Annotated in this window: 24 protein-coding genes; 19 read left to right on the plus strand and 5 right to left on the minus strand. The window is 46.4% G+C overall.

Annotation, left to right across the window (positions count from 1 at the left end; all coding sequences use genetic code 11):
- Nucleotides 1–10 precede the first annotated feature (10 nt).
- The 13 genes from GNE05_RS04955 (at nucleotide 11) to GNE05_RS05015 (ending at nucleotide 12,106) form a co-directional block, all read left to right on the plus strand.
- Complete coding sequence (locus tag GNE05_RS04955) at nucleotides 11–721, plus strand: hypothetical protein (RefSeq protein WP_014417267.1); 711 nt, start codon at nucleotides 11–13, stop codon at nucleotides 719–721.
- A 358-nt stretch (nucleotides 722–1,079) separates the two neighbouring features.
- Nucleotides 1,080–2,975 carry a serine/threonine protein kinase PrkA gene (prkA, locus tag GNE05_RS04960; protein WP_003155391.1) on the plus strand — a complete coding sequence of 632 codons (1,896 nt, stop codon included), beginning with the start codon at nucleotides 1,080–1,082 and terminating at the stop codon, nucleotides 2,973–2,975.
- 190 nt (nucleotides 2,976–3,165) lie between these two features.
- Entirely contained in the window at nucleotides 3,166–4,344 is a 1,179-nt protein-coding gene (gene yhbH, locus GNE05_RS04965; RefSeq protein ID WP_017417325.1) for a sporulation protein YhbH, read from the plus strand.
- Nucleotides 4,345–4,530: 186 nt separating this feature from the next.
- Nucleotides 4,531–4,995 carry a MarR family transcriptional regulator gene (locus GNE05_RS04970; RefSeq protein WP_003155389.1) on the plus strand — a complete coding sequence of 155 codons (465 nt, stop codon included), beginning with the start codon at nucleotides 4,531–4,533 and terminating at the stop codon, nucleotides 4,993–4,995.
- 36 nt (nucleotides 4,996–5,031) lie between these two features.
- On the plus strand, nucleotides 5,032–5,697 hold the full coding sequence (locus GNE05_RS04975) for an HlyD family secretion protein (RefSeq protein ID WP_007610259.1): 666 nt from the start codon (nucleotides 5,032–5,034) through the stop codon (nucleotides 5,695–5,697).
- A 40-nt stretch (nucleotides 5,698–5,737) separates the two neighbouring features.
- On the plus strand, nucleotides 5,738–7,333 hold the full coding sequence (locus tag GNE05_RS04980; protein ID WP_003155387.1) for an MFS transporter: 1,596 nt from the start codon (nucleotides 5,738–5,740) through the stop codon (nucleotides 7,331–7,333).
- A gap of 24 nt (nucleotides 7,334–7,357) precedes the next feature.
- Nucleotides 7,358–7,891, plus strand: coding sequence for an NAD(P)H-dependent oxidoreductase (locus GNE05_RS04985; RefSeq protein WP_003155386.1), 534 nt, complete (start codon nucleotides 7,358–7,360; stop codon nucleotides 7,889–7,891).
- A gap of 12 nt (nucleotides 7,892–7,903) precedes the next feature.
- Complete coding sequence (locus GNE05_RS04990) at nucleotides 7,904–8,275, plus strand: hypothetical protein (RefSeq protein WP_014417269.1); 372 nt, start codon at nucleotides 7,904–7,906, stop codon at nucleotides 8,273–8,275.
- Between the two features lie 119 nt (nucleotides 8,276–8,394).
- Entirely contained in the window at nucleotides 8,395–9,162 is a 768-nt protein-coding gene (locus GNE05_RS04995; RefSeq protein WP_160182522.1) for a hypothetical protein, read from the plus strand.
- A gap of 2 nt (nucleotides 9,163–9,164) precedes the next feature.
- A complete protein-coding gene (locus GNE05_RS05000; RefSeq protein WP_031304429.1) occupies nucleotides 9,165–9,542 on the plus strand; it encodes a GntR family transcriptional regulator in 378 nt (125 codons plus the stop codon).
- A complete protein-coding gene (locus tag GNE05_RS05005) occupies nucleotides 9,532–10,248 on the plus strand; it encodes an ATP-binding cassette domain-containing protein (protein WP_033574454.1) in 717 nt (238 codons plus the stop codon). Before GNE05_RS05000 ends, GNE05_RS05005 begins: the two co-directional genes overlap by 11 nt.
- A complete protein-coding gene (locus tag GNE05_RS05010) occupies nucleotides 10,249–11,166 on the plus strand; it encodes an ABC transporter ATP-binding protein (RefSeq protein ID WP_101287889.1) in 918 nt (305 codons plus the stop codon). It abuts the gene before it with no gap.
- Nucleotides 11,159–12,106 (plus strand): ABC transporter permease, encoded by a 948-nt coding sequence (locus GNE05_RS05015; RefSeq protein ID WP_160182523.1) that lies wholly within the window; start codon nucleotides 11,159–11,161, stop codon nucleotides 12,104–12,106. The genes GNE05_RS05010 and GNE05_RS05015 overlap by 8 nt, the downstream gene beginning before the upstream one ends.
- 91 nt (nucleotides 12,107–12,197) lie before the next feature.
- On the opposite strand, the gene cspB is transcribed toward GNE05_RS05015, so the two are convergent.
- Nucleotides 12,198–12,398 (minus strand): cold shock-like protein CspB, encoded by a 201-nt coding sequence (gene cspB, locus GNE05_RS05020; protein ID WP_003155376.1) that lies wholly within the window; start codon nucleotides 12,396–12,398, stop codon nucleotides 12,198–12,200.
- Nucleotides 12,399–12,779: 381 nt separating this feature from the next.
- Between cspB and GNE05_RS05025 the strand changes: the two genes are divergently transcribed.
- Nucleotides 12,780–13,610: a MetQ/NlpA family ABC transporter substrate-binding protein gene (locus GNE05_RS05025; RefSeq protein ID WP_160182524.1), complete on the plus strand. Its 831-nt coding sequence runs from the start codon at nucleotides 12,780–12,782 to the stop codon at nucleotides 13,608–13,610.
- A 16-nt stretch (nucleotides 13,611–13,626) separates the two neighbouring features.
- Here the strand turns inward: GNE05_RS05025 and GNE05_RS05030 are convergent, their stop codons facing one another.
- Nucleotides 13,627–14,706, minus strand: a complete 1,080-nt coding sequence (locus GNE05_RS05030; RefSeq protein WP_071392064.1) for a GGDEF domain-containing protein — start codon at nucleotides 14,704–14,706, stop codon at nucleotides 13,627–13,629.
- Between the two features lie 151 nt (nucleotides 14,707–14,857).
- On the opposite strand from GNE05_RS05030, the gene GNE05_RS05035 reads away from it, so the two are divergent.
- Nucleotides 14,858–16,249 carry an L-cystine transporter gene (locus tag GNE05_RS05035; protein WP_160182525.1) on the plus strand — a complete coding sequence of 464 codons (1,392 nt, stop codon included), beginning with the start codon at nucleotides 14,858–14,860 and terminating at the stop codon, nucleotides 16,247–16,249.
- 98 nt (nucleotides 16,250–16,347) lie between these two features.
- On the opposite strand, the gene GNE05_RS05040 is transcribed toward GNE05_RS05035, so the two are convergent.
- Entirely contained in the window at nucleotides 16,348–16,920 is a 573-nt protein-coding gene (locus tag GNE05_RS05040) for a hypothetical protein (protein WP_101287887.1), read from the minus strand.
- A gap of 144 nt (nucleotides 16,921–17,064) precedes the next feature.
- Between GNE05_RS05040 and GNE05_RS05045 the strand changes: the two genes are divergently transcribed.
- Both GNE05_RS05045 and GNE05_RS05050 read left to right on the plus strand, forming a co-directional pair.
- Complete coding sequence (locus GNE05_RS05045) at nucleotides 17,065–17,604, plus strand: YhcN/YlaJ family sporulation lipoprotein (protein ID WP_003155362.1); 540 nt, start codon at nucleotides 17,065–17,067, stop codon at nucleotides 17,602–17,604.
- Nucleotides 17,605–17,724: 120 nt separating this feature from the next.
- Nucleotides 17,725–18,627 (plus strand): hypothetical protein, encoded by a 903-nt coding sequence (locus tag GNE05_RS05050; RefSeq protein ID WP_025649518.1) that lies wholly within the window; start codon nucleotides 17,725–17,727, stop codon nucleotides 18,625–18,627.
- Here the strand turns inward: GNE05_RS05050 and GNE05_RS05055 are convergent, their stop codons facing one another.
- A complete protein-coding gene (locus GNE05_RS05055) occupies nucleotides 18,628–19,293 on the minus strand; it encodes a spore coat protein (RefSeq protein WP_007610275.1) in 666 nt (221 codons plus the stop codon).
- A gap of 192 nt (nucleotides 19,294–19,485) precedes the next feature.
- Here GNE05_RS05055 and GNE05_RS05060 point away from each other — a divergent pair, with 192 nt between their 5' ends.
- Both GNE05_RS05060 and GNE05_RS05065 read left to right on the plus strand, forming a co-directional pair.
- Nucleotides 19,486–21,540: a bifunctional metallophosphatase/5'-nucleotidase gene (locus GNE05_RS05060; protein WP_095060942.1), complete on the plus strand. Its 2,055-nt coding sequence runs from the start codon at nucleotides 19,486–19,488 to the stop codon at nucleotides 21,538–21,540.
- A complete protein-coding gene (locus tag GNE05_RS05065) occupies nucleotides 21,537–22,133 on the plus strand; it encodes a class D sortase (protein ID WP_095060940.1) in 597 nt (198 codons plus the stop codon). Before GNE05_RS05060 ends, GNE05_RS05065 begins: the two co-directional genes overlap by 4 nt.
- On the opposite strand, the gene GNE05_RS05070 is transcribed toward GNE05_RS05065, so the two are convergent.
- The gene (locus tag GNE05_RS05070; protein WP_014417281.1) at nucleotides 22,130–23,038 is read right to left on the minus strand and encodes an RluA family pseudouridine synthase; all 909 of its coding nucleotides are present in this window, start codon (nucleotides 23,036–23,038) and stop codon (nucleotides 22,130–22,132) included. The two genes, GNE05_RS05065 and GNE05_RS05070, sit on opposite strands and share 4 nt — an antisense overlap.
- Nucleotides 23,039–23,096 lie beyond the last annotated feature (58 nt).

Below are 23,096 nucleotides of genomic sequence, written 5' to 3' on the forward strand. Positions count from 1 at the left end.
AGGAACTGCGATGGAAACGACAAAAAAATTGAGTCATTTAAAAATGTACGGAGCCGGACACGCCTCCGGCGGCTCCTACCAAAATGTAAGCATTAAAGGGGAAGGAACTGTCGGCGAAGGACTTCAAAGCGAACGCTGCCGGATATTCGGTACGGGACTTTTTCTCGGAGATGCCGAGATCAACAGGCTGAAAATTTTCGGAGAGCATGAAGTTGCAGGAGATTTATCAGCACGTTCAGCAAATGTGATGGGCACATTGAAAGTCGGCGGCTCCATGCGTTTCGCCACGATGAGGCTGAAAGGACTTGCTGAAATTGGCGGCGGGGCCGCGGGAGAGCAGTGTCATATAAAAGGCAGTCTCACAGTCGGCGGCGATTGCGAGACGGAGCTGCTTCATGTAACAGGATGTATCAATGTGGCGGGATTGTTAAACGCGGGGGACGTAAACATCCATTTGCGTTATGACCGAAGCCGCGTGAAAGAAATCGGCGGCACATCGATCACCGTCAGACGGAAACCCGGTTTTCTTAAACGGAAAGCCGGCACGCTTTCTGCTGAATTGATCGAAGGGGACGCAATTTACCTCGAATACACGGAAGCGGACATCGTCAGAGGAAAGCATGTGGAAATCGGCCCGGGCTGCAAAATCGGAAAAATCGAGTATCAAACAAGCTGCAAATCTCATGAAAAATCAACAGTCCAAGAACATATTCAAATGTGAAACATTGTTATGTTGTACAGGAAAGGGTGCTCTTGATGAAGAGCACCCTTTTGCCGTTATTTGTTTTCAGGTTTGCTGTCGTAACCCGCCGTAAAAATGGATACTAAAAAAGTGAGAATGACCCCAAGTAAAATGATCGTTTTCATCATTTCTCCTCCTCTTTGCTTTTCCATTTGATGTCCGAGTCTGGATGAAACTGTATTTCTTTCATTATGAACGGTGCACTGGACCCTTGTCAATGACGGCCTTATAACGTCTTTATTTTTAAGAAACGAAAAGCATGTATTATCACGTCACCGCATAGATTGTAACAAAGTACCTTATTTCTAGTGCATTAACCATGATAGAGGAGGTTCTTATGGATATATTAAAGAAAATTGAAAAGTACAGAGAGGAAGAGCAGCGTCTCAAATGGGAAGGGACGTTCGCTGATTATTTGGAGATCATAAAAGAAAATCCATTGGTCGCGCAGTCTGCTCATTCTCGCGTTTTTAATATGATAAAAGACAGCGGAATCGAGGAGGATGACGGTAAAAAGACATACAGCTTTTTCTCGCGGGAGCTGTTCGGCCTTGAGGAATCTCTGGAACGGCTCGTGGAGGAATACTTTCACCCGGCTGCCAAGCGGCTCGATGTAAGAAAACGGATTTTACTATTGATGGGACCCGTCAGCGGCGGAAAGTCAACTCTTGTCACCATGCTGAAAAAAGGGCTTGAAGCCTACTCATTGACAGACAACGGCGCTGTTTACGCCATTAAAGGCTGCCCGATGCATGAAGATCCTCTCCATCTCATTCCCCATCATCTGCGCGACGACTTCTACAGAGAATACGGCATCAGAATTGAGGGCAGCCTTTCTCCGCTTAATGTCATGCGGCTTGAAGAAGAATACGGCGGCAGAATTGAGGATGTAAAGGTTGAACGTATATTCTTCTCGGAGGATAAACGTACCGGAATCGGAACCTTCAGCCCGTCTGACCCGAAATCACAGGATATCGCCGACTTGACGGGAAGTATTGATTTTTCAACGATTGCTGAATACGGCTCAGAATCAGATCCGCGCGCTTATCGGTTTGACGGTGAATTAAATAAAGCGAACCGCGGAATGATGGAGTTTCAGGAAATGCTGAAATGCGATGAAAAATTTCTGTGGCACCTTCTGTCACTCACGCAGGAAGGGAATTTCAAAGCCGGACGGTTTGCGCTCATTTCCGCCGACGAATTGGTTGTTGCGCATACGAACGAAACGGAGTACCGCTCGTTTATTGCCAATAAGAAAAATGAAGCCCTTCACTCCAGGATCATCGTGATGCCTGTTCCTTATAATTTAAAGGTGTCAGAGGAAGAACGGATTTATGAAAAAATGATTTCTGAAAGTGATGTTTCTGACGTACACATCGCCCCCCATACATTAAAAGTGGCCGCGATGTTTTCTATTTTGACCAGGCTGAAGGAACCGAACCGCTCTGATATTGATCTCGTCAAAAAAATGAGGCTCTATGACGGAGAAAGCGTTGAAGGTTACAATTCCGTTGATCTTGAGGATATGAAGAAGGAATTCCATGATGAAGGAATGAGCGGAATTGACCCGCGTTATGTCATCAACCGCATTTCCTCAACGATTATCAGAAAAAATATGGAATCGATCAATTCGCTTGATGTGCTGCGTTCCTTAAAAGAAGGACTCGACCAGCATCCGTCCATCTCCGCCGAGGACAAAGAGCGGTATATGAATTTTATTTCCGCCGCCAGAAAAGAGTACGATGACATCGCCAAAAAGGAAGTGCAGAAGGCGTTCGTCTATTCATATGAAGAATCCGCGAAAACTCTCATGGACAATTATTTAGATAATGTGGAAGCGTACTGCAATAAAAATAAGCTCCGCGACCCGCTGACGGGAGAAGAAATGAATCCTGACGAAAAACTGATGAGATCCATTGAAGAGCAGATCGGCATTTCAGAAAACGCGAAAAAAGCGTTCCGCGAAGAAATCTTAATCCGCATATCCGCATATGCAAGAAAAGGAAAACGCTTTGACTATAATTCGCACGAAAGACTCCGCGAAGCGATTCAGAAAAAGCTGTTCGCAGACTTAAAAGATGTGGTGAAAATTACGACCTCCACCAAAACGCCGGATGAGCAGCAGCTGAAAAAGGTCAATGAGGTAGTGGCAAGATTAATAGATGAACACGGCTATAATTCGACTAGCGCTAATGAACTGCTGAAGTATGTCGGAAGCTTGTTAAACCGCTGATGTTTGATTTCATTGAGAGGCCCGTCTGTAAAAGGACGGGTTCTTTTGTCTGTTTTTCGCAATTGTTTGTCAATTGGAGAGTCCGGCCGGCATAAGATAAAAATAAATCTTTTCGCCGGACTTGTTTCATAAACAGGACCAAGCCGGAATACACATGTAAAACGACCATAACGGTTAAGGAGGGGAATTCATGTCCCGTAATGACAGCGGAAATTTTTTGATTTCAGAGGAAGACTGGTCCCTCCATCGCAAAGGCTTTGACGACCAGCAGCGCCACCAAAAGAAAGTACAGGAAGCGATAAAAAACAACCTTCCGGACCTTGTCACTGAGGAAAGCATTATTATGTCCAACGGAAAAGATGTCGTGAAAATCCCGATTCGTTCGCTTGATGAATATAAAATCCGTTATAACTATGATAAAAATAAACATGTCGGCCAAGGCGACGGCGACAGCGAAGTCGGCGATGTCGTCGCAAGAGACGGCGCAGATAAAAAGCAGGGTGCCGGAAAAGGCCAGGGAGCCGGCGATCAGGCAGGCGAGGATTATTATGAAGCGGAAGTTTCATTGATGGATCTGGAAGAAGCGCTGTTTCAGGAATTAGAACTGCCGAATCTGCAGCAAAAGGAAAGGGACAATATCGTCCATACCGATATCGAGTTCAATGATATCCGGAAAACCGGGCTGACAGGGAATATCGATAAGAAAAGGACGATGCTGTCGGCCTATAAACGAAACGCCATGACAGGCAAGCCGTCGTTTTATCCTATTTATCCGGAAGATCTGAAATACAAAACATGGAATGATGTGACGAAGCCGGAATCGAAAGCTGTCGTTTTAGCCATGATGGATACAAGCGGTTCGATGGGCGTATGGGAAAAGTATATGGCGAGGAGCTTCTTTTTTTGGATGACACGATTTTTACGGACAAAGTATGAAACGGTTGATATCGAATTTATCGCCCACCATACGGAAGCGAAGGTTGTGTCGGAAGAAGATTTTTTCTCGAAAGGCGAGAGCGGGGGCACCATCTGTTCCTCCGTTTATCGGAAGTCTCTTGAATTAATTGATGAAAAATATGACCCCGCCCGCTACAACATCTATCCGTTTCATTTTTCAGACGGAGATAACCTGACTTCGGATAACGCCCGGTGCGTAAAGCTCGTCAATGACATCATGAAAAAATCGAATCTGTTCTGTTACGGTGAGGTCAATCAATATAACAGGCATTCCACCCTCATGTCCGCCTATAAAAATGTCAAAGATGATAAATTTAAATACTACATCCTGAAACAGAAATCAGACGTATTTCAAGCGCTGAAAAGCTTTTTTAAAAATGAGGAAGCCGGTGTAAGCAAAGCATCGTATTAAATATAAAGCCGAGTGAAGAATCGTGCGGCCGCGGTTCTTCACTCGGCTTTTTTAAATTAAAAATAAAGAGAAAAAACGGCATAAAAAAAATCCTTAAAAAATGAAACTTTTCTCTTTACAAACCTTCTTTCATTTATTAATATTTTATCTTGTGAACTATTATTAAGGGAATGAGGTGAAAATACGGTGATTGAATCAGAGCTCGCTTTGCTCAGTTTTGAACAACTGTTTGATACTTCCAGATCGATTTACAAAAAGCAGAAAATGATTCTGGAGACAGTTCTTGAACCTTTTGATATTACAGTACTGCAGTATCTGCTGATGTTCAAAATACATAAGAGCAAAAGCACGCAGCTTTCAAGGCTGGCTTTGTCGCTTGATCTGAAACCGGCGTCTGTCACGAGAATGACCGATATTCTGTATAAGCGCCGCCTAATGGTTCGGAGCGACTATCACGACGACCGGCGTGTTGTTATGATTCAGTTAACCGAAGAGGGGGAAGAACTTCTAAAGAAAGCTGCTGTTCAATATGCCGAAAAAGCGGCGGTCTTATACCGGCAGCTCAATACCGCTGAACTGCAGTACCTGCGCAAGCTCGCGGAAAGTTTAACGAAGCTTGCAAACGGCTGTGCAGTGAAAAACGGAAAATAAAAAAATCCCCACATATTTTTATCATCATTCCACAAAATGATAGAGGAAGAAACGAAAGGAGAAAACAAAATGAACAGAGGACGTTTAATTCTGACCAACATTATCGGTTTGATTGTTGTTCTTGCAATTATAGGCGGAGGTGCTTACTACTATTATCAAAGCACACACTATGTAAAAACCGATGAAGCAAAAGTTGCCGGAGACATGGCTGCTATCACAGCTCCTGCTGCGGGTAAAGTAACTGACTGGAACCTTGATGAGGGGAAAGAAGTAAGCAAAAACGACGTTGTTGCAAAAATCAAAGGACAGCAAAATGCTGACGTAAAAGCCATCATGGATGGAACAATCGTGAAAAACGAAGTGAAAAACGGCCAAATGGTGCAAGCCGGTACGACAATTGCCCAGGAAATTGACATGAAACACCTTTACATCACTGCAAACATTAAAGAAACAGACATTAGAGACATTGAAGTAGGAAACAAAGTAGACGTAATTGTTGACGGCGACCCTAATACAACATTTGACGGAACAGTAGAAGAAATCGGTTATGCGACAAATTCAACATTTGATATGCTGCCTTCTTCAAACTCAAGCGGCAACTACACAAAAGTAACGCAAAAAGTTCCTGTTAAAATTTCACTCAGCAACCCATCTGACAAGGTGCTTCCTGGTATGAACGCATCTGTAAAAATCTCTGAATAATACAGATCAGTCATCAAACCATGAAGGGAGGTTGTCTTAGGTGGCTAAATCAGATAATCAAGTAAAAAGTCCTAAAACATTGCTTATTGTGCTTATGGCCGGGTTATTCCTGGCGATCTTGAACCAAACGCTTCTTAACGTGGCGATGCCGCACTTAATGACCGAGTTCGGTGTGAGTGCGACGACGATTCAGTGGCTTACGACCGGATACATGCTGGTCAACGGTGTTTTGATTCCGTTATCTGCGTTCTTAATTACCCGGTTCGGACAGAGAAGCCTCTTTCTCGTAGCCATGTTCTGTTTTACAGCGGGAACGTTAGTCTGCGGAATCGCGCCTAACTTCTCAACCATGCTGATCGGCCGGTTAATTCAGGCGGTCGGCGGCGGTATCCTGCAGCCGCTGGTCATGACAACCATTCTGCTTATCTTCCCGCCTGAAAGCAGGGGGAAAGGAATGGGGATTTTCGGTCTTGCGATGATGTTTGCTCCGGCGGTCGGACCGACTCTTTCCGGCTGGATCATCGAGCATTACACATGGCGCATTATGTTCTACGGCCTTGTTCCGATCGGGGCAATCGTTATTATCATAGCGTTCTTCCTCTTTAAGAACTTGGTGGAACCGCAAAAAATCAAACTCGACAGCTTGGGTGCGATTCTATCCATTGTCGGATTTGCCTCATTGCTTTACGGAGTCAGTGAAGCGGGCAGCGACGGCTGGGGAGATCCGATCGTGCTGTCTACCGTCATTGTCGGTGTCATCGCGATTGCCGCGTTTGTCATCCAGCAATTGCGCTCTGAAAAACCGATGCTCGACTTCCGGGTATTTAAATATGATATTTTCTCACTTTCCAGTGTGATTAACATCATTATTACCGTTGCGCTTTACACAGGAATGTTCCTGCTTCCGATTTACCTGCAGAACTTAGTCGGCTTTACGGCGCTGCAATCGGGCCTCTTGCTATTGCCGGGCGCGATTGTCATGCTGATCATGTCGCCGATTTCCGGTATTCTGTTTGACAAAATCGGTCCGAGACCGCTTGCGATTATCGGGCTGGTCATCACGGTCGCAACGACATTCCAGTACACAAAATTGACAATTGACACACCTTACACGCACATTATGCTTGTCTATGCCATCCGCGCATTCGGTATGTCACTGTTAATGATGCCTGTTATGACAGCCGGAATGAACCAGCTTCCGGCACGGTTGAACAGCCACGGCACGGCGATGAGCAACACGCTCCGCCAGATCAGCGGTTCAATCGGAACAAGTTTGATCACAACGATTTATACGAACCGTACGACAATGCACTATTCGCAGATTGCGGATAAAACGAGCACGGCTGATCCAAGCTTCATGCAGTCGTTCCAAAGCGCGGTTTCGAATTTAATGGTCAACATGAACATGTCGCTTGATGCGGCGAAACAAACCGTTTATTCATATCTCTACAAAACAGCTTCACTTAATTCCAACGTTATGGGGATTAATGACGCGTTTATGTGGGCGACGATCTTTGCGGTTATCGGCGTAGTCCTGAGCCTGTTCTTGCGTGACGTACGGAAAGACAAACAGCGGGCGAAGAAAAAAGAGGAGCTGTCATTGCTTCCGGCCCCTAAAGAAGTGAAGGAATCTTAATCATCTGAATGGGAGGTTTCCTGAATGAAAATTTACGTAGTGTACGATAGTGAAGGCGAACATACAAAACACCTTGCTGAAGCCATTGCCGAAGGAGCACGAGAAAACGCTGAGGCTGAAGTCCTGATCGACCATGTCGATCAAGCAGACATCCGCAAGCTGAAAGACATGGATGCCATTATTTGGGGATGCCCGGGACACTTTGGCACCATCAGTTCAGGCTTAAAAGCGTGGATCGACAGACTCGGCTATCTGTGGGCTGAAGGCGAGCTGATTGATAAAGTCGGCGCCGTATTCTGTACGACGGCGACAACACATGGCGGATTAGAAATGACAATGCACAATCTGATCACTCCTATGTTTCACCAAGGCATGATTGTTGTCGGACTTCCCGGCAACGTTCCAGAAAACGCGCTGTACGGCTCTTACTACGGCGCGGGCGTCACATGCCCGGTTGACAGCGATGTGCTGATGACGGAAGAAGGCCTTCAATTAGGCCGTGCGCTTGGCAGACGTGTCAGCCAAGTCACAGGTAATCTAACTGCCGGACGACAGTAAGGAGAGGGTTATATGGCCATTATTATAGCGGTTATTGCTGCTGTCATTGTGATTGCACTTCTTATCACATTCAATGTCCGCAGCACTTCTGCAGGACAGGATGTCAAAGAAGAAAAGAGAGAAGCGATCGGCACTACAGCCGAACAGCCGGAAAAGCATGATCCGGCCGAGGAGCGCTCAGCCGAGCATGCTCCCGTCGTTGTGAAATCTGAATCTCCCCGTGAGAAAAAGAATACAATGGGCGATGATGTGTACCGTCAGGCGCTTCAGAAGTTTAAGACTTCTGAGACGGATCGGGAAACAAACGATCCTGATAGCGGCGGCAAAATGCAGGATAGCAGCTATCGTGATGCGCTGCTCTCCTTAAAAAACAAAAAGAAGTAATTGAAAAGGCAAATCTGCGTAAGAGCGGATTTGTCTTTTTTTTATTGAAGATATTGTAATACATGATGATCTAGTGTACTATGTTACTCATACACTTGATCCGAATGGAGAGAGCAAGAATGACATCGTTTTTAGGTTTGCTGAAAAAAGATGCGAAGGTTTCATGGATTTGGCTCGCGGTGTGGCTTTGCGGCATGATTTGCTTGGCGCTTGCAGCCCACGTCATCGCTGCCCGTCAGAAAGAACCGCTCGTCATTTTCGGCTTTTTTGCGGCAATGGGGTTTTTTCAATTTCTTGTAGCGCCGCTTTTTATGTACTATCACCTTCATAAAGAAGGAAAAAACCAGCTGTGGCTTTACAATCCGAATGGAGGGTTTTATCTGCTGGCTTCCAAGCTGACGGCCTCACTGCTGTATCAGTTGATCGGGCAGCTGGCGCTGACCGGTTACGGCATTTGGATGTACCGGATGCTTTCTGCAAAAGGAGCGCTGGAACACGCCATTCCCCTGGCCGGCACATTAACCGGACTGAATGCTTACCTGCTGATCAGTTCAGCGTACTTATCTGTGATCGTGGCCGTATTTTGGACTGTTTTTCACTCATTAAAAAATGTTCCCGTCCTCCGTTGGGTGATCTGCATCGTGCTTGCGTTTGTCTGGACCTATATTGACGATAAAATCATTACGCCTTTCACTTCATCTCAACATGATTTATGGCCGGTAAAAGTGTATGCGAATTTTCATTTTCATTATACAAAATTGACCGGATGGACGATGGAGCTGAAAACCGTCCACATTTCGCTTTTCAGCTTCTTGGCAGTGATCGTGCTTGCGGCGCTCTGTCTTGCGCTGGCCTCTATGCTGCTGAATCGAAAGGTTGAGGTGTAATGATGGAGAATGAATTTCAGTCATCCAAGCCGATTTATCTGCAGATTGCCGATCGTGTATATTACCGGCTGATCCGAAGTGAGCTTTCACCGGGGGACAAACTGCCGTCCGTAAGGGAGATGGCCGTACAGATGAAAGTGAATCCGAACACGATACAAAGAACGTACAGTGAAATGGAAAGGCTGGGGATCGTGGAGACGAGAAGAGGACAGGGAACCTTTATAGCGGAAAGATCCGATCTGAAAGCAGAGCTGAAAGACAGGCTGACAAAAGACGTTTTCAAACGCTTTATTCAGGAAATGGCGGAGCTGGGGTTATCTCCTGAGGAAATGCTCGACGGGATCAAACGATATGCGGAGGAAGCAAACGATGAATCTTGATTTTGAACGCGTAACAAAAAAATACGGCCGCAGGCTCGCGGTCAGCGATGTATCATTTTCATTGTCTCCGGGTAAAATCTACGGAATTTTAGGGCCGAACGGAAGCGGGAAATCAACAACGCTTAAAATGCTTGCCGGGCTTGCGTTCCCGACATCGGGCGCCGTCCGGATGGGAGATTGCGCAGTAAGCAGGAACATGCTGTTTCGTACGGCTTATTTAACCGAACATGATATGTTTTCCGCCCGGACGACCGTCGGTGATATGCTCACATTTTATCATTCGCAATTCCCGGATTTTCAGCTCGAAAAAGCACATAACCTATTAACGGAAATGAATCTTTCAGCGAAGCAGAAGATAAAAGAGCTGTCCAAAGGCAGCCGGGGCAGGCTGAAAATCGTCTTGGCCCTCTCGAGAAAAGCATCCGTCATTCTGCTGGATGAGCCGTTTTCAGGTCTTGATCCGGCGGTCAGAGAGTCGATTGTCAACAGTCTCGTATCTTATATTGATTTTGACAGCCAGATCGTCGTCATTGCCACGCATGAGATCGGCGAGATTGAGACGCTGTTAGACGAAGTGATGGTTTTCATAAAAGGGAAAATCGCTGAACGGCGCGAGGTCGAAGAAATCCGGGAACAGGAAGGAATGTCCGTGCTGCAATGGTACAGAAGCGTCATGCAGGCGCACGAAATAGAAGGGGGATTCTAATTGGAAATGGTATTAGAACTGCAACAGGTAAAGAAAACGATAAAAGGACGAACGATTATTCATGATCTGAGCTTCTCCGTCCGGGCGGGCGAAGTGTTTGGATTTTTAGGGCCGAACGGAGCGGGGAAAACCACTACGATCAGAATGATGGTCGGATTAATGAAACTGTCTCAGGGAGACATCGTAATCTGCGGGGAATCCATTACGAAAAACTATGCAAAAGCGGTCAGGCACGTCGGAGCCATCGTGGAAAACCCGGAGCTGTACAAATTCCTGAGCGGTTATAAAAATTTACAGCAGTACGCAAGGATGGTAAAAGGCGTTACGAAAGAAAAAATAGATGAGGTCATCGAGCTCGTCGGGTTGCAGGACAGAATACATGACAAAGTAAAAACCTACTCTCTCGGAATGAGACAGCGTCTCGGCCTCGCCCAAAGCCTGCTGCATAATCCTAAGGTGCTGATTCTGGATGAACCGACAAACGGCCTTGATCCCGCGGGCATCAGGGAAATCAGGGACCATCTGAAAAAGCTGACACGTGAAAAAGGAATGGCTGTCATCGTCTCAAGCCATCTGCTGTCAGAAATGGAGTTAATGTGCGACCGAATCGGCATTCTGCAAAAAGGGGAGCTTGTCGATATTCAAAAAGTAAGGGATGAAGGAAAAGAGGATAAAGATACATACTTCTTCCATATTGAACAAAGAGAAGAGGCCCTGGCCGTTCTGAGTCAGTTTGACTGTGTGAAGAAGACAAACGGCATTGAGATCAAGCTGTCAAAACAGGAAGTGCCTGATGTGATATCACTGCTCGTCCGTGAAAACATCCGCTTATATGAAGTGAAAATCATGACAAAATCTTTGGAAGACCGTTTCTTGGAGATTACCGGCGGGACGAAAGAGGAGGTTCAATATGTTTAAGCTGATCTATAATGAATGGATAAAAATTTTCAGCCGCGTCGGCACGTGGGCTATGATTGTAATTTTAGGCGTTTCGATGATCGGTTTTGCGCTTCTGTCAAACCATTTCACCTCGAGCGAAGCCAATCCGAATTGGAAACAGGAGCTCCAGGCCGAAAACAAAGAAATGAAACAGCAGATGAAGGAAACCGGAAACCAGACGCTCATTGATAACCTGAAACAGAATGTCGCGATAAATGAATACCGTATGGATCATAATATTCCTGAGGATACAGGGTACACAGTGTGGTCATACGTAGCTGATTCTTCGATGATGACTGTTTTGACCGGGCTGTTTACGATTATCATTGCCGCAGGCATCGTGGCGAATGAGTTCAACTGGGGCACGATCAAGCTGCTTGCCATTCGTCCGCTCAGCCGTTTTCAGATTTTGCTTTCTAAATATATGACGGTGCTGCTGTTCGGACTGCTGATGCTTGTGATTTTATTTGCCGGCTCCGCTCTGCTGGGATTGGTCTTTTTCGGTACAGGGGGAGATACTGCGGCTGATGTTCATCTCGTATACAAAGACGGCCATGTTTTTGAGCAAAATATCATCGCCTTCCTCGCTAAAACATATATCTATGAATCTGTCTCCGCTTTTATGCTTGCAACGATGGCGTTTATGCTGTCTGCGGTATTCCGGAACAGCTCATTAGCGGTCGGATTTTCTATTTTTCTATTGGTTATGGGAAACACGGCGACTGTATTTCTTGCCACGAAATTTGAATGGACCAAATATATTTTATTCGCCAATACGGATTTATCGCAATATATGAACGGGACTCCTTTAGTAGAGGGGATGACGATGACATTTTCGGTTGTGATGCTTGTGATTTACTTCGTTATTTTTCTGGCGCTCGCATTCGGCGTCTTCTTAAAACGCGATATTGCCACTTGATATAAAAAAGCTGTTTTGCCTTTGCAAAACAGCTTTTCGTTTTAGATAAAAAAAACCCTGCCGGCGTACACCGGCAGGGTTTTTAAACAATTTATGCTTTTGTTACGTTAGCAGCTTGTGGTCCGCGGTTTCCTTCAACGATTTCGAAAGAAACAGATTGGCCTTCTTCTAAAGTTTTGAAGCCTTCGCCTTGAATAGCAGAGAAGTGAACGAATACATCGTCTTGACCTTCTACTTCGATGAATCCGAATCCTTTTTCAGAGTTGAACCATTTTACTTTACCTTCTAACATGAAATTTCCTCCTAAAGCGACATAACGCTTAAATTCACTATTCTTGCTCTAAAACAAACTTCCAAGACGAAAACTCTTACAAAACTTTCTTCTTAAAGATAGTTCGAACAAAAATAATTACCTTTACTCTACCAGTAATTCGAAGAAAAAACAACTGCTAAATGTAACTTTTTTCGAAATAACATGTTTTAAGAGGGGAACGCTCTGATACGGAAATCTGATTTGAGACTAGAACAGCCCATTTTCAGCTGATAAAAACCGCTTTGCAGCCTCTTAAGGAAGAATTGACAACCCTTTTTTTAATCGGTATTGTAGGTAATCATGAGCCCGAATACCATGGTGCAGCCTCTGTACATAAAAATAGATAGGGAGTAGGTCAACTTGAACCTGCGGCTTATAAACAGTCTGTTTCTTTTCATTTTGATCATGTCACTTACTTCATGCCATTATCCTGTCGGGAACCGGACAATTACTATCGGAATCAATGAATCTGATCAATCGATCTGGGAGTTTGTCGCGAAAAAAGCCGGTGAGGAAGGATTGCAGCTTTCTTTGGTAACGTTTTCGGATTATGCCGAGGCCGATTTGGCGCTTGCCGGCGGGGATCTCGACGCCAATGCGTTTCAATCCGTTTCTTATTTTCAATCTTTGCCGCCTCATGTGAAAAAGAAGCTGGCTCCTTTAGGAACGACATATGCGGCATCGCTGGGGGTGTATTCCAAGCAACATAAACGGCTGAAGGATATACCGGACGGAGCGGTCATTGCCGTGCCTGATGAAGCGGCGGCCTTCGGCAGGGCGCTTTTTCTCATGCAGGAGGCCGGACTGATTACATTGAAAAAGGGATTCACCGGTACGGGTTCAACTGATATGATCAAGGACAACCCGAAGCATCTGACCTTAAAAACGGAAACAAAAAAGAACGCCTATCAGGCGGCGGAACATGCTGACGCAGCAGTTCTCAGTCAAAGCGAGGCGAAAAAAGCAGGATTTCATGCGGAGAAGGACGCGCTGATCCGATCGGCGCAAATGAAAGAAGCGTATATTCATCTGATCGCCGTCAGAGCTGAGGATAAAGATGATGAACGGATGCAAAAACTCCTGTCTTTGTATCAATCAGATGATACCGCGGCGTTGATTGAAAAAGAATATGAGGGCAGCCTGATTCCCGTTTTCCTGAGGGGCGGCTTTCTCACTGAAAAGAAAGAATGATTTCCTCTTCGGGCGATCATTCTTTTTTTTCAGTGCTGCACACTTGATTGCGCCCTGATGTTTTCGCTTTGTACAGCATCCGGTCCGCGATCAGGGGCAATGTCTGAGGATCCGGTGTATTTGTCGGATAATGCGCGATGCCGAGGGAAACGGTCACGGGAATTGTATCTCCGCTCGTCAGCAGAATCGGGTTCGCGTCAATCGTGTGCCTGATTTCCTCTGCGAGGTGAAGCCCTTTTGTATACGTGCAATTGGGCATAAGCACGGCAAATTCTTCCCCGCCGATGCGGGCTGACGTATGAGAACTGCTGAGTAAGAACCTCAGGCGTGCCCCCAGTTCCTTCAGCACTTGGTCCCCTTCATAATGGCCGTATTGATCATTGATCTGCTTAAAGTGATCAATATCCAAATAAATAAGCGCGAGCTGAGACGAGGGGGATTGAGACGCCCGATCGTACAGAACGCGCGAGACGTCCTCGAATTTTCTCTTATTAAAAATCCCCGTCAGAAAATCATAATTCGCTTGAAACTTGTATTGCTTGAACAAAACGCGGGCATCGGCTTCGTGTTTGATGATATACAGTGACAGCATTCCGCCCAAGACGGAAATGAGCCAATAATAAACGAGGGCCCCGGCAGGCTGTTCAGGCATAAGAAACAGCAGCGTCAGGGTGAAAATAACATTTGAAAAAAGCAGCATAACGAACGCCTTTTTGTGATCCGGCTTTTTTCCTCTGAGGACGGCCGCAGAAAGTATCGCAATAACCCCGACTGCGGCGATGGAAAAAATGGCGCTGGCATTGAAATTGATCAGGATACGGCCTGCGACGATAATCGCAAAGGCGGCTGCCGTAGACACCCAGCCTCCGTAAAGAGCGGCGATGATAATGGGGATATTTCTGAGATCAATGATGGAATCGGAGTAAGAAAAGCCGAAAACAATCAGAAAAACCCCTAAAAGCCCGCAGACCGTCCCCTTCAGTAATTGAAACATCGGACGGTCTTCTTTATACGAAAGCGACTCTTTAAAAAGAAGGGTGAACAGATAATTAAATGTGATTAAAATCGTTAAATTAAGAAACAGTTCCTTCAGCATAACAATCACCCTTATATAAGTTACTAGAGAAAGGGTGGAAAGAAAAGAGAAAAATCAATAAAAATACATATATTGTCAATCCTTACTTGACCGATCGGAATTGATATAATATAGTGTTAAAGGATAATGAGCAAGGGAGTGTTTACCTGTTTTGGAGAATTTATTTGTAGTCTTACATGTTTTTATTATGCTTTTGCTTATAGCAGGTCTGTTTGTCATGCAAAAAAAACACGTTTCCTTTTCTAAACGTGTCTTTACCGCGCTCGGACTAGGCATTGTATTCGGTTTTGCACTGCAATTGATTTACGGGCCGGCTTCACATATTGTGACACAAACGGCTGATTGGTTTAATATCGCCGGCGGCGGTTATGTCAAATTGCTTCAGATGATCGTCATGCCGCTAGTCTTTATTTCTATTCTCGGCGCATTTACGAAGCTGAAACTGACCCATAACATCGGGAAAATCAGCGGACTGATCATCGGAATTTTGATCGCTACGACAGCAATTGCCGCGGCAGTCGGAATTGTTTCGGCGCTTTCTTTTGATCTGAAAGCCGTCCATATCGACCAGGGAAGCACCGAGTTATCAAGAGGCCAGGAGCTGCAGCAAAAATCTGAGGATATGACGGCCAAAACGATGCCTCAGCAAATCGTTGAGCTTCTGCCGGGAAATCCGTTTCTTGATTTCACGGGAGCCAGACCGACTTCCACCATCGGAGTCGTTATTTTTGCCGCTTTCCTCGGCATCGCTTTTCTGGGCGTGAAACGGAAGCAGCCGGAGCACGCTGCGACATTCAGCGGAATTGTCGATGCGGTATACGCGATTATTATGCGCGTCGTGACATTAATTTTAAGACTGACGCCTTACGGGGTATTGGCGATTATGACAAAGACGATCGCGACAAGCGACATCGACAGCATTGCGAAACTGGGGATGTTTGTGATCGCTTCATACGCCGCGCTTATCGTCATGTTTATCATTCACTTGCTGCTGATTACGTTCAGCGGTTTAAATCCGATCACATACGTGAAAAAAGCATTTCCTGTCATGGTGTTTGCGTTTACGTCCCGTTCAAGCGCAGGGGCTTTGCCGCTTAATATTAAAACGCAAAAAAGCTTGGGCGTCCCGGAAGGAATTGCGAACTTCGCCGGTTCATTCGGTTTATCGATCGGTCAAAACGGCTGTGCCGGCATTTACCCGGCGATGCTCGCGATGATGATTGCGCCGACAGTAGGGCAAAACCCGTTTGAACCGGGATTTATCATCTCCGTCATCGCCATCGTGGCAATCAGTTCATTCGGTGTAGCAGGCGTGGGGGGCGGCGCGACATTTGCGGCTCTGCTCGTCCTATCCGCTTTGAACATGCCTGTCGCGCTTGCCGGGCTGCTCATTTCAATTGAGCCGTTAATTGACATGGGGCGCACCGCCTTAAATGTCAGCGGCAGTATGACCGCAGGGCTGTTAACAAGTAAAATGACGAAGGAAACCGATACCGCGGTGTACAATGATTCCTCAATCGTCATTGAAGCTGAAGAAGCTTAACAGCAGATCGATGGTTCATTCTCTTATAGAAAAATAATAGATAGAGCGCTAAAACGAAAAATCCTTCATCGTTGAACGAATGAAGGATTTTTTCGTTTCTAATGATTTCCGGGTTCAATTTCTTCCAGCATATTCATCACGGTGCTGTCATTTAAAACATTTACCGCGCTTTCTTCGAAGTGAATCGGCTCGGTATAGTGAGGCTTCGGCGAAGTTTCTTTACTGCGGTCTGCCTGTCCGTCCGTATGGGATGAGCCGGAGTGATTGCGGGAAGTCTGCTCATGCTGCCTTCCGCCGGAATCCCCGCCGAATGCCTGTTTGATCAGCTCGGCAGGCTGCAATGAGCCGTTTTGTGAATGCCGGGCTTTGTCCGTGTGCTGCTGTCCGCCGGAATCCCCGCCGAACGCCTGTTTGATCAGCTCGGCAGGCTGTGTGGAGCCGTTTTGTGAATGCCGGGCTTTGTCTGTGTGCTGCTGTCCGCCGGAATCCCCGCCGAACGCCTGTTGAATCAGGTCAGCAGGCTGCATGGAATGTGTGCCATCTTTATGCTGCATACTGCCTGAAACCATTCCGGAGATTTTCCGGCGGATTTCGGGTGATAAAGCTGCAATCAGAATCGATGATCCGATCAGCAGCGCTGTCGGGCTGATGCCGCTTTTTTTTCTGAACAAGTTAAATCCCTCCTCATTCAATTGATTACGCTTACCTTTCCCTTTCCTTCTGATATTTATCCAAACCGCTCAGAATGCAAACGGCGTGCATAAATCCCGCCGAATAGAAAAACCTATACGTAAAGTGAGAAAGGAGGAATTCACATGATAAAAAAGCAAGCAGTTATCTCTGCCCTTCTTCTGCCGATGCTGATTACCGCAGGGTGCAGTATGGGGAACCAGGGAGAAGGAAAACGAAATGACAACCGCACCCAGAATGTAAATTACCGCAACACGCCTAACGACGGTGCGACAAATATGAATACAGTGAACCGTCATAACCAAAACACCGATCACAATGACAATCGTAACCTGAGAGTGGCTGATAAAGCCGCCGACAAGGTGACTGATTTAAAAGAAGTTAAAAATGCGACTGTGATCGTTGCCGGAAACAGCGCATATGTTGCCGTTGTTCTGACAAACGGGCAAAAAGGCGCCATCGCCAACCATTTAAAAAATAAAATTACCGATAAGGTGAAATCAGCCGATAAACATGTCCGGACTGTATATGTATCAGCGAACCCGGACTTCGTTGAACGTATGCAAGGCTACGGAAAACGAATCCAAAACGGACATCCTGTATCCGGTCTGTTTGATGAATTCGGCCAAATGGTGCAGCGTGTATTCCCAAACCCCAATAAATAAATGAATGGAAAAGCCGCATTTGCTGCGGCTTTTTTATTTTATCTGCCGTCACGACCCAGCGCTCCTGAGCATAAAGTAAAGAATGAGATGAAAATTGAAGGATCGGGGAGGGGAGCTTGTTTGCGTGACGGCATGGGGAAACGGGCGGCATTCACTCTGATCCTGTGCGGAGTCCTTGTCATATTGGCTGTCAGTTCAGCCGTTTCAGTAAGTATGATGTACGTCCTGTCAGGCCAAAACAGCCGCTCTGTTCCGACGAAGGAACAAGTGACTGAACACATGAATAAAGAAATTTACAAACATACAGCGATTTACTATACGGCGGATGAAAAGCCGCTCTTGGATCTGACCAAGCTTACGCTGGACCACGCAAAGCGTATCAATCAAATCATTGTCGGCTACAAAGGTGCAGCGCCGCTTGAACTCATTTTCTTTTCGGATGAAGCTGAAATGGAGCAATATTCAGGATTGAAAAATGTAGTCGGTTTTTATTCAGAACAGGAGCAGATGATGGGGCTTTTGCCTGAAGAGAAAAAACAGCTTTTGAAAAAAGATGAGCTGGCCGTTTTCATGTATAAGCAATTGATTATACATGAATACACACACTACGCGTTTCATCAAAAAACGCGGCAATTGGGGACGGATACGTCTGTATTTCCGCTTTGGTTTCATGAGGGGCTGAGCGAGTGGGTCGCGCATTATGATGTAGTCATTGATCCGATTGCATTTTCCGTCGTGCCGTTTGATCAATTAACGACCGACCGAAAATGGCAGAAATCGCGTATGGAATATGAAACGGATGTCTATTTGCAAAGCTTCTATATGATAAAGGACTTAACCGAAACATTCGGAGAAGGCATTATCTTAACCATTATCAACAAAACCGCCGAAACACAGGATTTTGAAAAAGGCTTTGAAGCGGCTACGAAAGAAAGCCTGAAACGATTTGAACATGATTTCACAAAAGCATATGAAAAAAAGAAAACGGCATTGGAGAGTCAGGTTTCCAACGCCGTTTTTTAATCAATGGAGGTTTTGCTGCTGCTGTCCCATTTGTCCTTTAATCGGAGGCATTTGCGGCTGTCCCTGCGCCGGCGCAAATGAATTCAGCATGGTCTGCATATCTTGTGCATTGAGCTGAGGAACCTGATAATAACCGTGTTTGTTTTGGTATAAGAAGATTTCAAACGCCATTTCGACATATTGCTGAATTTGGGCGGAGAGCACTCTTCTTGTGACGGGATTGGTCATTTCAAGCGAGCTCATCGTCAAGAGAGAAGCTTGAGCTTTAATCAGGCCGAGCATATGGCCGCTGATCCCGAGATCTTTGACATCATTTAATGATTGATTCGGTTTTTTCGGCTGAGTCGGTTTTATACCGTAGACGGCCTGGTTCTGTTCCTTCATCATATATGTCGACGTTTCCTGAGAAGGCTTTTGGCCGGTCTTAAAGCATTCTGCCGTCAGATTATAGAGTCCGAGAATGAATTGATACTGGCGGTCAAGGATGTCGGCCAGCTGCTGATCCTGTATAAACTGTCTGAGCATCATAAATTGATCCAAAACGCCGACTGTTCCGGCCAGCACTTCATGCATATCGAAAAGCTCATGTCCTCCGTGATTCACTTGCGGTGAACCCGGGATCCCCTGATTTACTGGCGGCTGCTGCTGATTCTGCTGCTGTTCCACTGGTTGTTTTCCTCCTTCATGTCAAATCATCATTAAGATGTGAAAAAAGCCGATCCGTTATACATCAAGACCTATTTCGTTACGTGGGGATTATTTACTATTTTGCGCCAGCGAAGACAATCTTTACAAAAAAATGATGTGATTTTTAAGAAAATAAGCTAACGTATTTCTTAGAAGACAGGGGGGAAATGAATGAAGAAAAAAAGGGGTATGCGTCTTTCGTGCTGTTTGCTGACGGTTTGTTTTATGATGTTCAGCGTGAAAGATGCGGAAGCAATCGGACAAGCCGGATCACTGAATGAAGCCGGCACGGATAAAGCGTATAAAGAACGGCAGACTGAAGACTCGGGCCGTGTCCCGCTCAGAATCATCAGCATGAATGATCTGCACGGAAAAATTGATCAGCAATATGAGCTTGACCTTAACGGAGACGGTAAACCGGATGGCACTTTCGGGCGGATGGACTACGCCGCCGCGTACATTAAAAAGGCGAAAGCCGAGAAAGAACACGCCTTTGTCGTGCATGCGGGCGATATGATCGGGGGCAGCTCTCCCGTGTCAGCCCTTTTTCAGGATGAACCGACAGTAGAATTGATGGAAGACATCGGTTTTGATGTCGGAACTGTCGGCAATCACGAATTCGATGAAGGAACGGATGAGCTTAAACGGATCATCAATGGAGGAGATCATCCGGACGGTAAGGGGACAAGCGGTTATGACGGCCAAAATTTCCCGCTCGTCTGCGCCAACTGTAAACTGAAGTCAGGGGAGCCCTTTCTGCCGCCGTATGAAATTAAATACGTTTCCGGAATTCCGATCGCATTTATCGGGGTTGTAACCAGATCGGCGGCAGGCATGGTCATCCCGGACGGAATTAAAAATATTACGTTTACGGATGAGGTAAAGGCCGTCAATGACGCCGCCGCTGACTTGAAGAAAAAAGGAATTAAAGCAATCGCCGTACTCGCCCATATGTCTGCTGAACAAAATGGCTCAGCCATCACGGGAGAATCCGCAAAGCTTGCAAGCGGAACAGACTCAGAGATTGATGTGATTTTCGCCGCGCACAATCATAAAGTCGTAAACGGAGAAATCGACGGCAAGCTGATCGTGCAGGCATTTGAATACGGAAAAGCAATCGGAATCGCCGATCTTGAACTTGATAAAGAGTCGAAGGATATCGTGAAAAAATCAGCGGAAATCCAATATATCGATCAAAGTAAAATCAAGCCTGACCCGGCTGCGGCAGGCATATTAAGCAAATATGAAGAGAAAGTGAAACCGATTATCAGCGAAACGGTCGGGGAAGCGGCCCATGATATAACGGGCGGGTATTCAAATGACGGCGACACGGCGCTCGGAAATCTGATTGCCGACGGTATGAAAGCGAAGATGAAATCCGATTTTGCGCTTATGAATGGGGGAGGCATCCGGGACGGCATAAAAAAAGGGCCGATCACATGGGGAGACCTTTATAATGTACAGCCGTTCGGCAATGTGCTGACGAAGCTTGAAATCAAAGGAAAAGATTTGCGGGAGATTATTAATGCGCAAATTTCTCCGGTGTACGGTCCGGATTACAGCATCAGCGGATTTACCTATACATGGAACCCGGAAACCGGACAAGCGGTGGATATGAAAATGGCGGACGGGACAGACATACAGCCCGAAAAAGGATATACAGTAACAGTCAATCAATTTATGGCGACGGCGGCGGGGGCAAAATACGGTCCGATCGGGAAACTCGGCAAGAATCCGGTGACGGGGCCTGAGGATTTGGAAGCGACAGTAGACTATGTCAAAAGCTTTTCCGCGCCGATTTCTTATCAAACCGACGGCCGCATCCGCACGGCACCAGCCGCCGAAACACCTGATGATACCGGCAATCAGCCGGGAAGCGGGGAAACACCGGGCGGCACCAGGCCTGATAAAGGAGAAAAACCTCAAGCGGAAAAACCCGCTAAAAAACCGGATGCAGCAGAACAGCCTGATCAAACCAAAAAACCTAAACGTCCTGTCGCAGAAGAAACAGCATCTGATACAGTGCAGTCAATTCCTGAATCCCGTCCGGCGTCTGCCGCAAATTCGGAACAAAGCACAAAACAGACTGAAAGCGGCACACAAAAAGGCCGCCTTTTGCCTGATACTTCAGCGGGCAGCCATCAGACGGCATTGGCCGGCCTGGTGATCACGGGTGCCGGTGTATATTGGCTTTTCAGAAAGAAAAGGGGAATCCGCACACGATGAACAAACTGAAACATATTCCGCTTCTCGTCATCATCGCCGGTATCATCATCACATGTTACGGAAGCTGGAAGATCATTGATTCACATATGAAAACGAACCAATCGCTTGAAGAAGCAAAAAAAGCAACAGAACCTGTCTTGGAAAAGAACGAAACAAAAAGCGCCGTGCTGGCACAGCGCAAAAAAGAATTTCACCCCGAAACGGGTGAGGCAAGCGGCATTTTAGAAATCCCTGAAATCGACGCTGAGCTCCCGATCGTCGAAGGGACTGACGCAGATGATTTAGCAAAAGGCGTCGGACATTATAAGGACAGCTATTATCCGGGCGATCACGGCCAAATTGTGTTATCCGGCCACAGGGACACGGTGTTCCGCCGGACCGGCGAACTGAAAAAAGGAGACAGACTGAACGTGATTTTGTCTTACGGCACGTTTTCTTATAAACTCAGCCGTACAAAAATCGTCAGCCGGGATGATACATCTGTCATCACCCTTCAGCACAAGCGGGAGGAACTGATCCTGACCACTTGCTATCCGTTTTCTTACATTGGAAATGCGCCGAAACGATATATTATATATGCCGACCCGGTTTAAGAAAAATACGTTTCGGTAAAATGAGCCAGATCAGCCGGCATCGGCGCCTCGGCAACGATTTCTTCTCCTGAGATCGGATGGACGACACTGACTTTTTTGGCGTGAAGCGCCTGCCTGTGAAACAGCGTCCTGCTTCCGCCGTACAGGTCATCGCCCGCCAACGGATGGCCGATGCTTGCCATATGCACCCTGATTTGATGTGTTCTCCCGGTTTCCAGTTCAAGCTCTGCCAATGTAAGCTGCGCACCGGGATGATAGCCTTTCACTTTGTAATGGGTGACGGCGGCTTGTCCGCCGGGTGAGACGCGCCGTCTGACGGAATGTGACCTGTCGCGGCCGATCGGCGAGTCAACCGTGCCTTTTTTCGGCGTGATTTTTCCTTCCGCCGCGGCGATATAGGTGCGTTTTAATGTTTTGGTTTCGAGCTGACGGTCAAGGATTGCATGGGCCAGGCGGTGTTTCGCGAAAACGACCGCGCCTGACGTGTCACGGTCAAGACGGTGAACGTGGCGCACTTTCGCCTGCTCGCCGTTGATTTGAAAATGGTAAGCGATCAGGTTGCTGAGGGTGCCGGTCTGACCCTCTTCATTTGGATGAGTCGGCATTCCCGCCGGCTTATTTGCAATCAGCATATGATTGTCCTCAAATAAAATGTCCGGCTCTCCGTATTCCGGAGTCACCGAAGAACCCGTTTTTTCCTGAAGATCAATGAATAAGCGATCTCCGGTCTTCAGTATGATATTGTTTTTCGGGGATGTCCGATTCACCTGAATGCTTTCTTGGTTCATCCATTCCGTAATTACGGGTTTTGACGCCTGGAATTCAGATTTCAGGACTGAAAACAGCCATTGTCCGGCGTGCTTTTCCGTAATCAGGAGTTCCAGACCGCGGTCATTTTGTTTCATATCATAAAGCTCCTTTTCAAGCGGAAAGCGGCTGTTTCAATAGGAAACACTTACCTTA

Source organism: Bacillus sp. AM1(2019), assembly GCF_009906915.1.
Classification (GTDB): domain Bacteria; phylum Bacillota; class Bacilli; order Bacillales; family Bacillaceae; genus Bacillus; species Bacillus velezensis.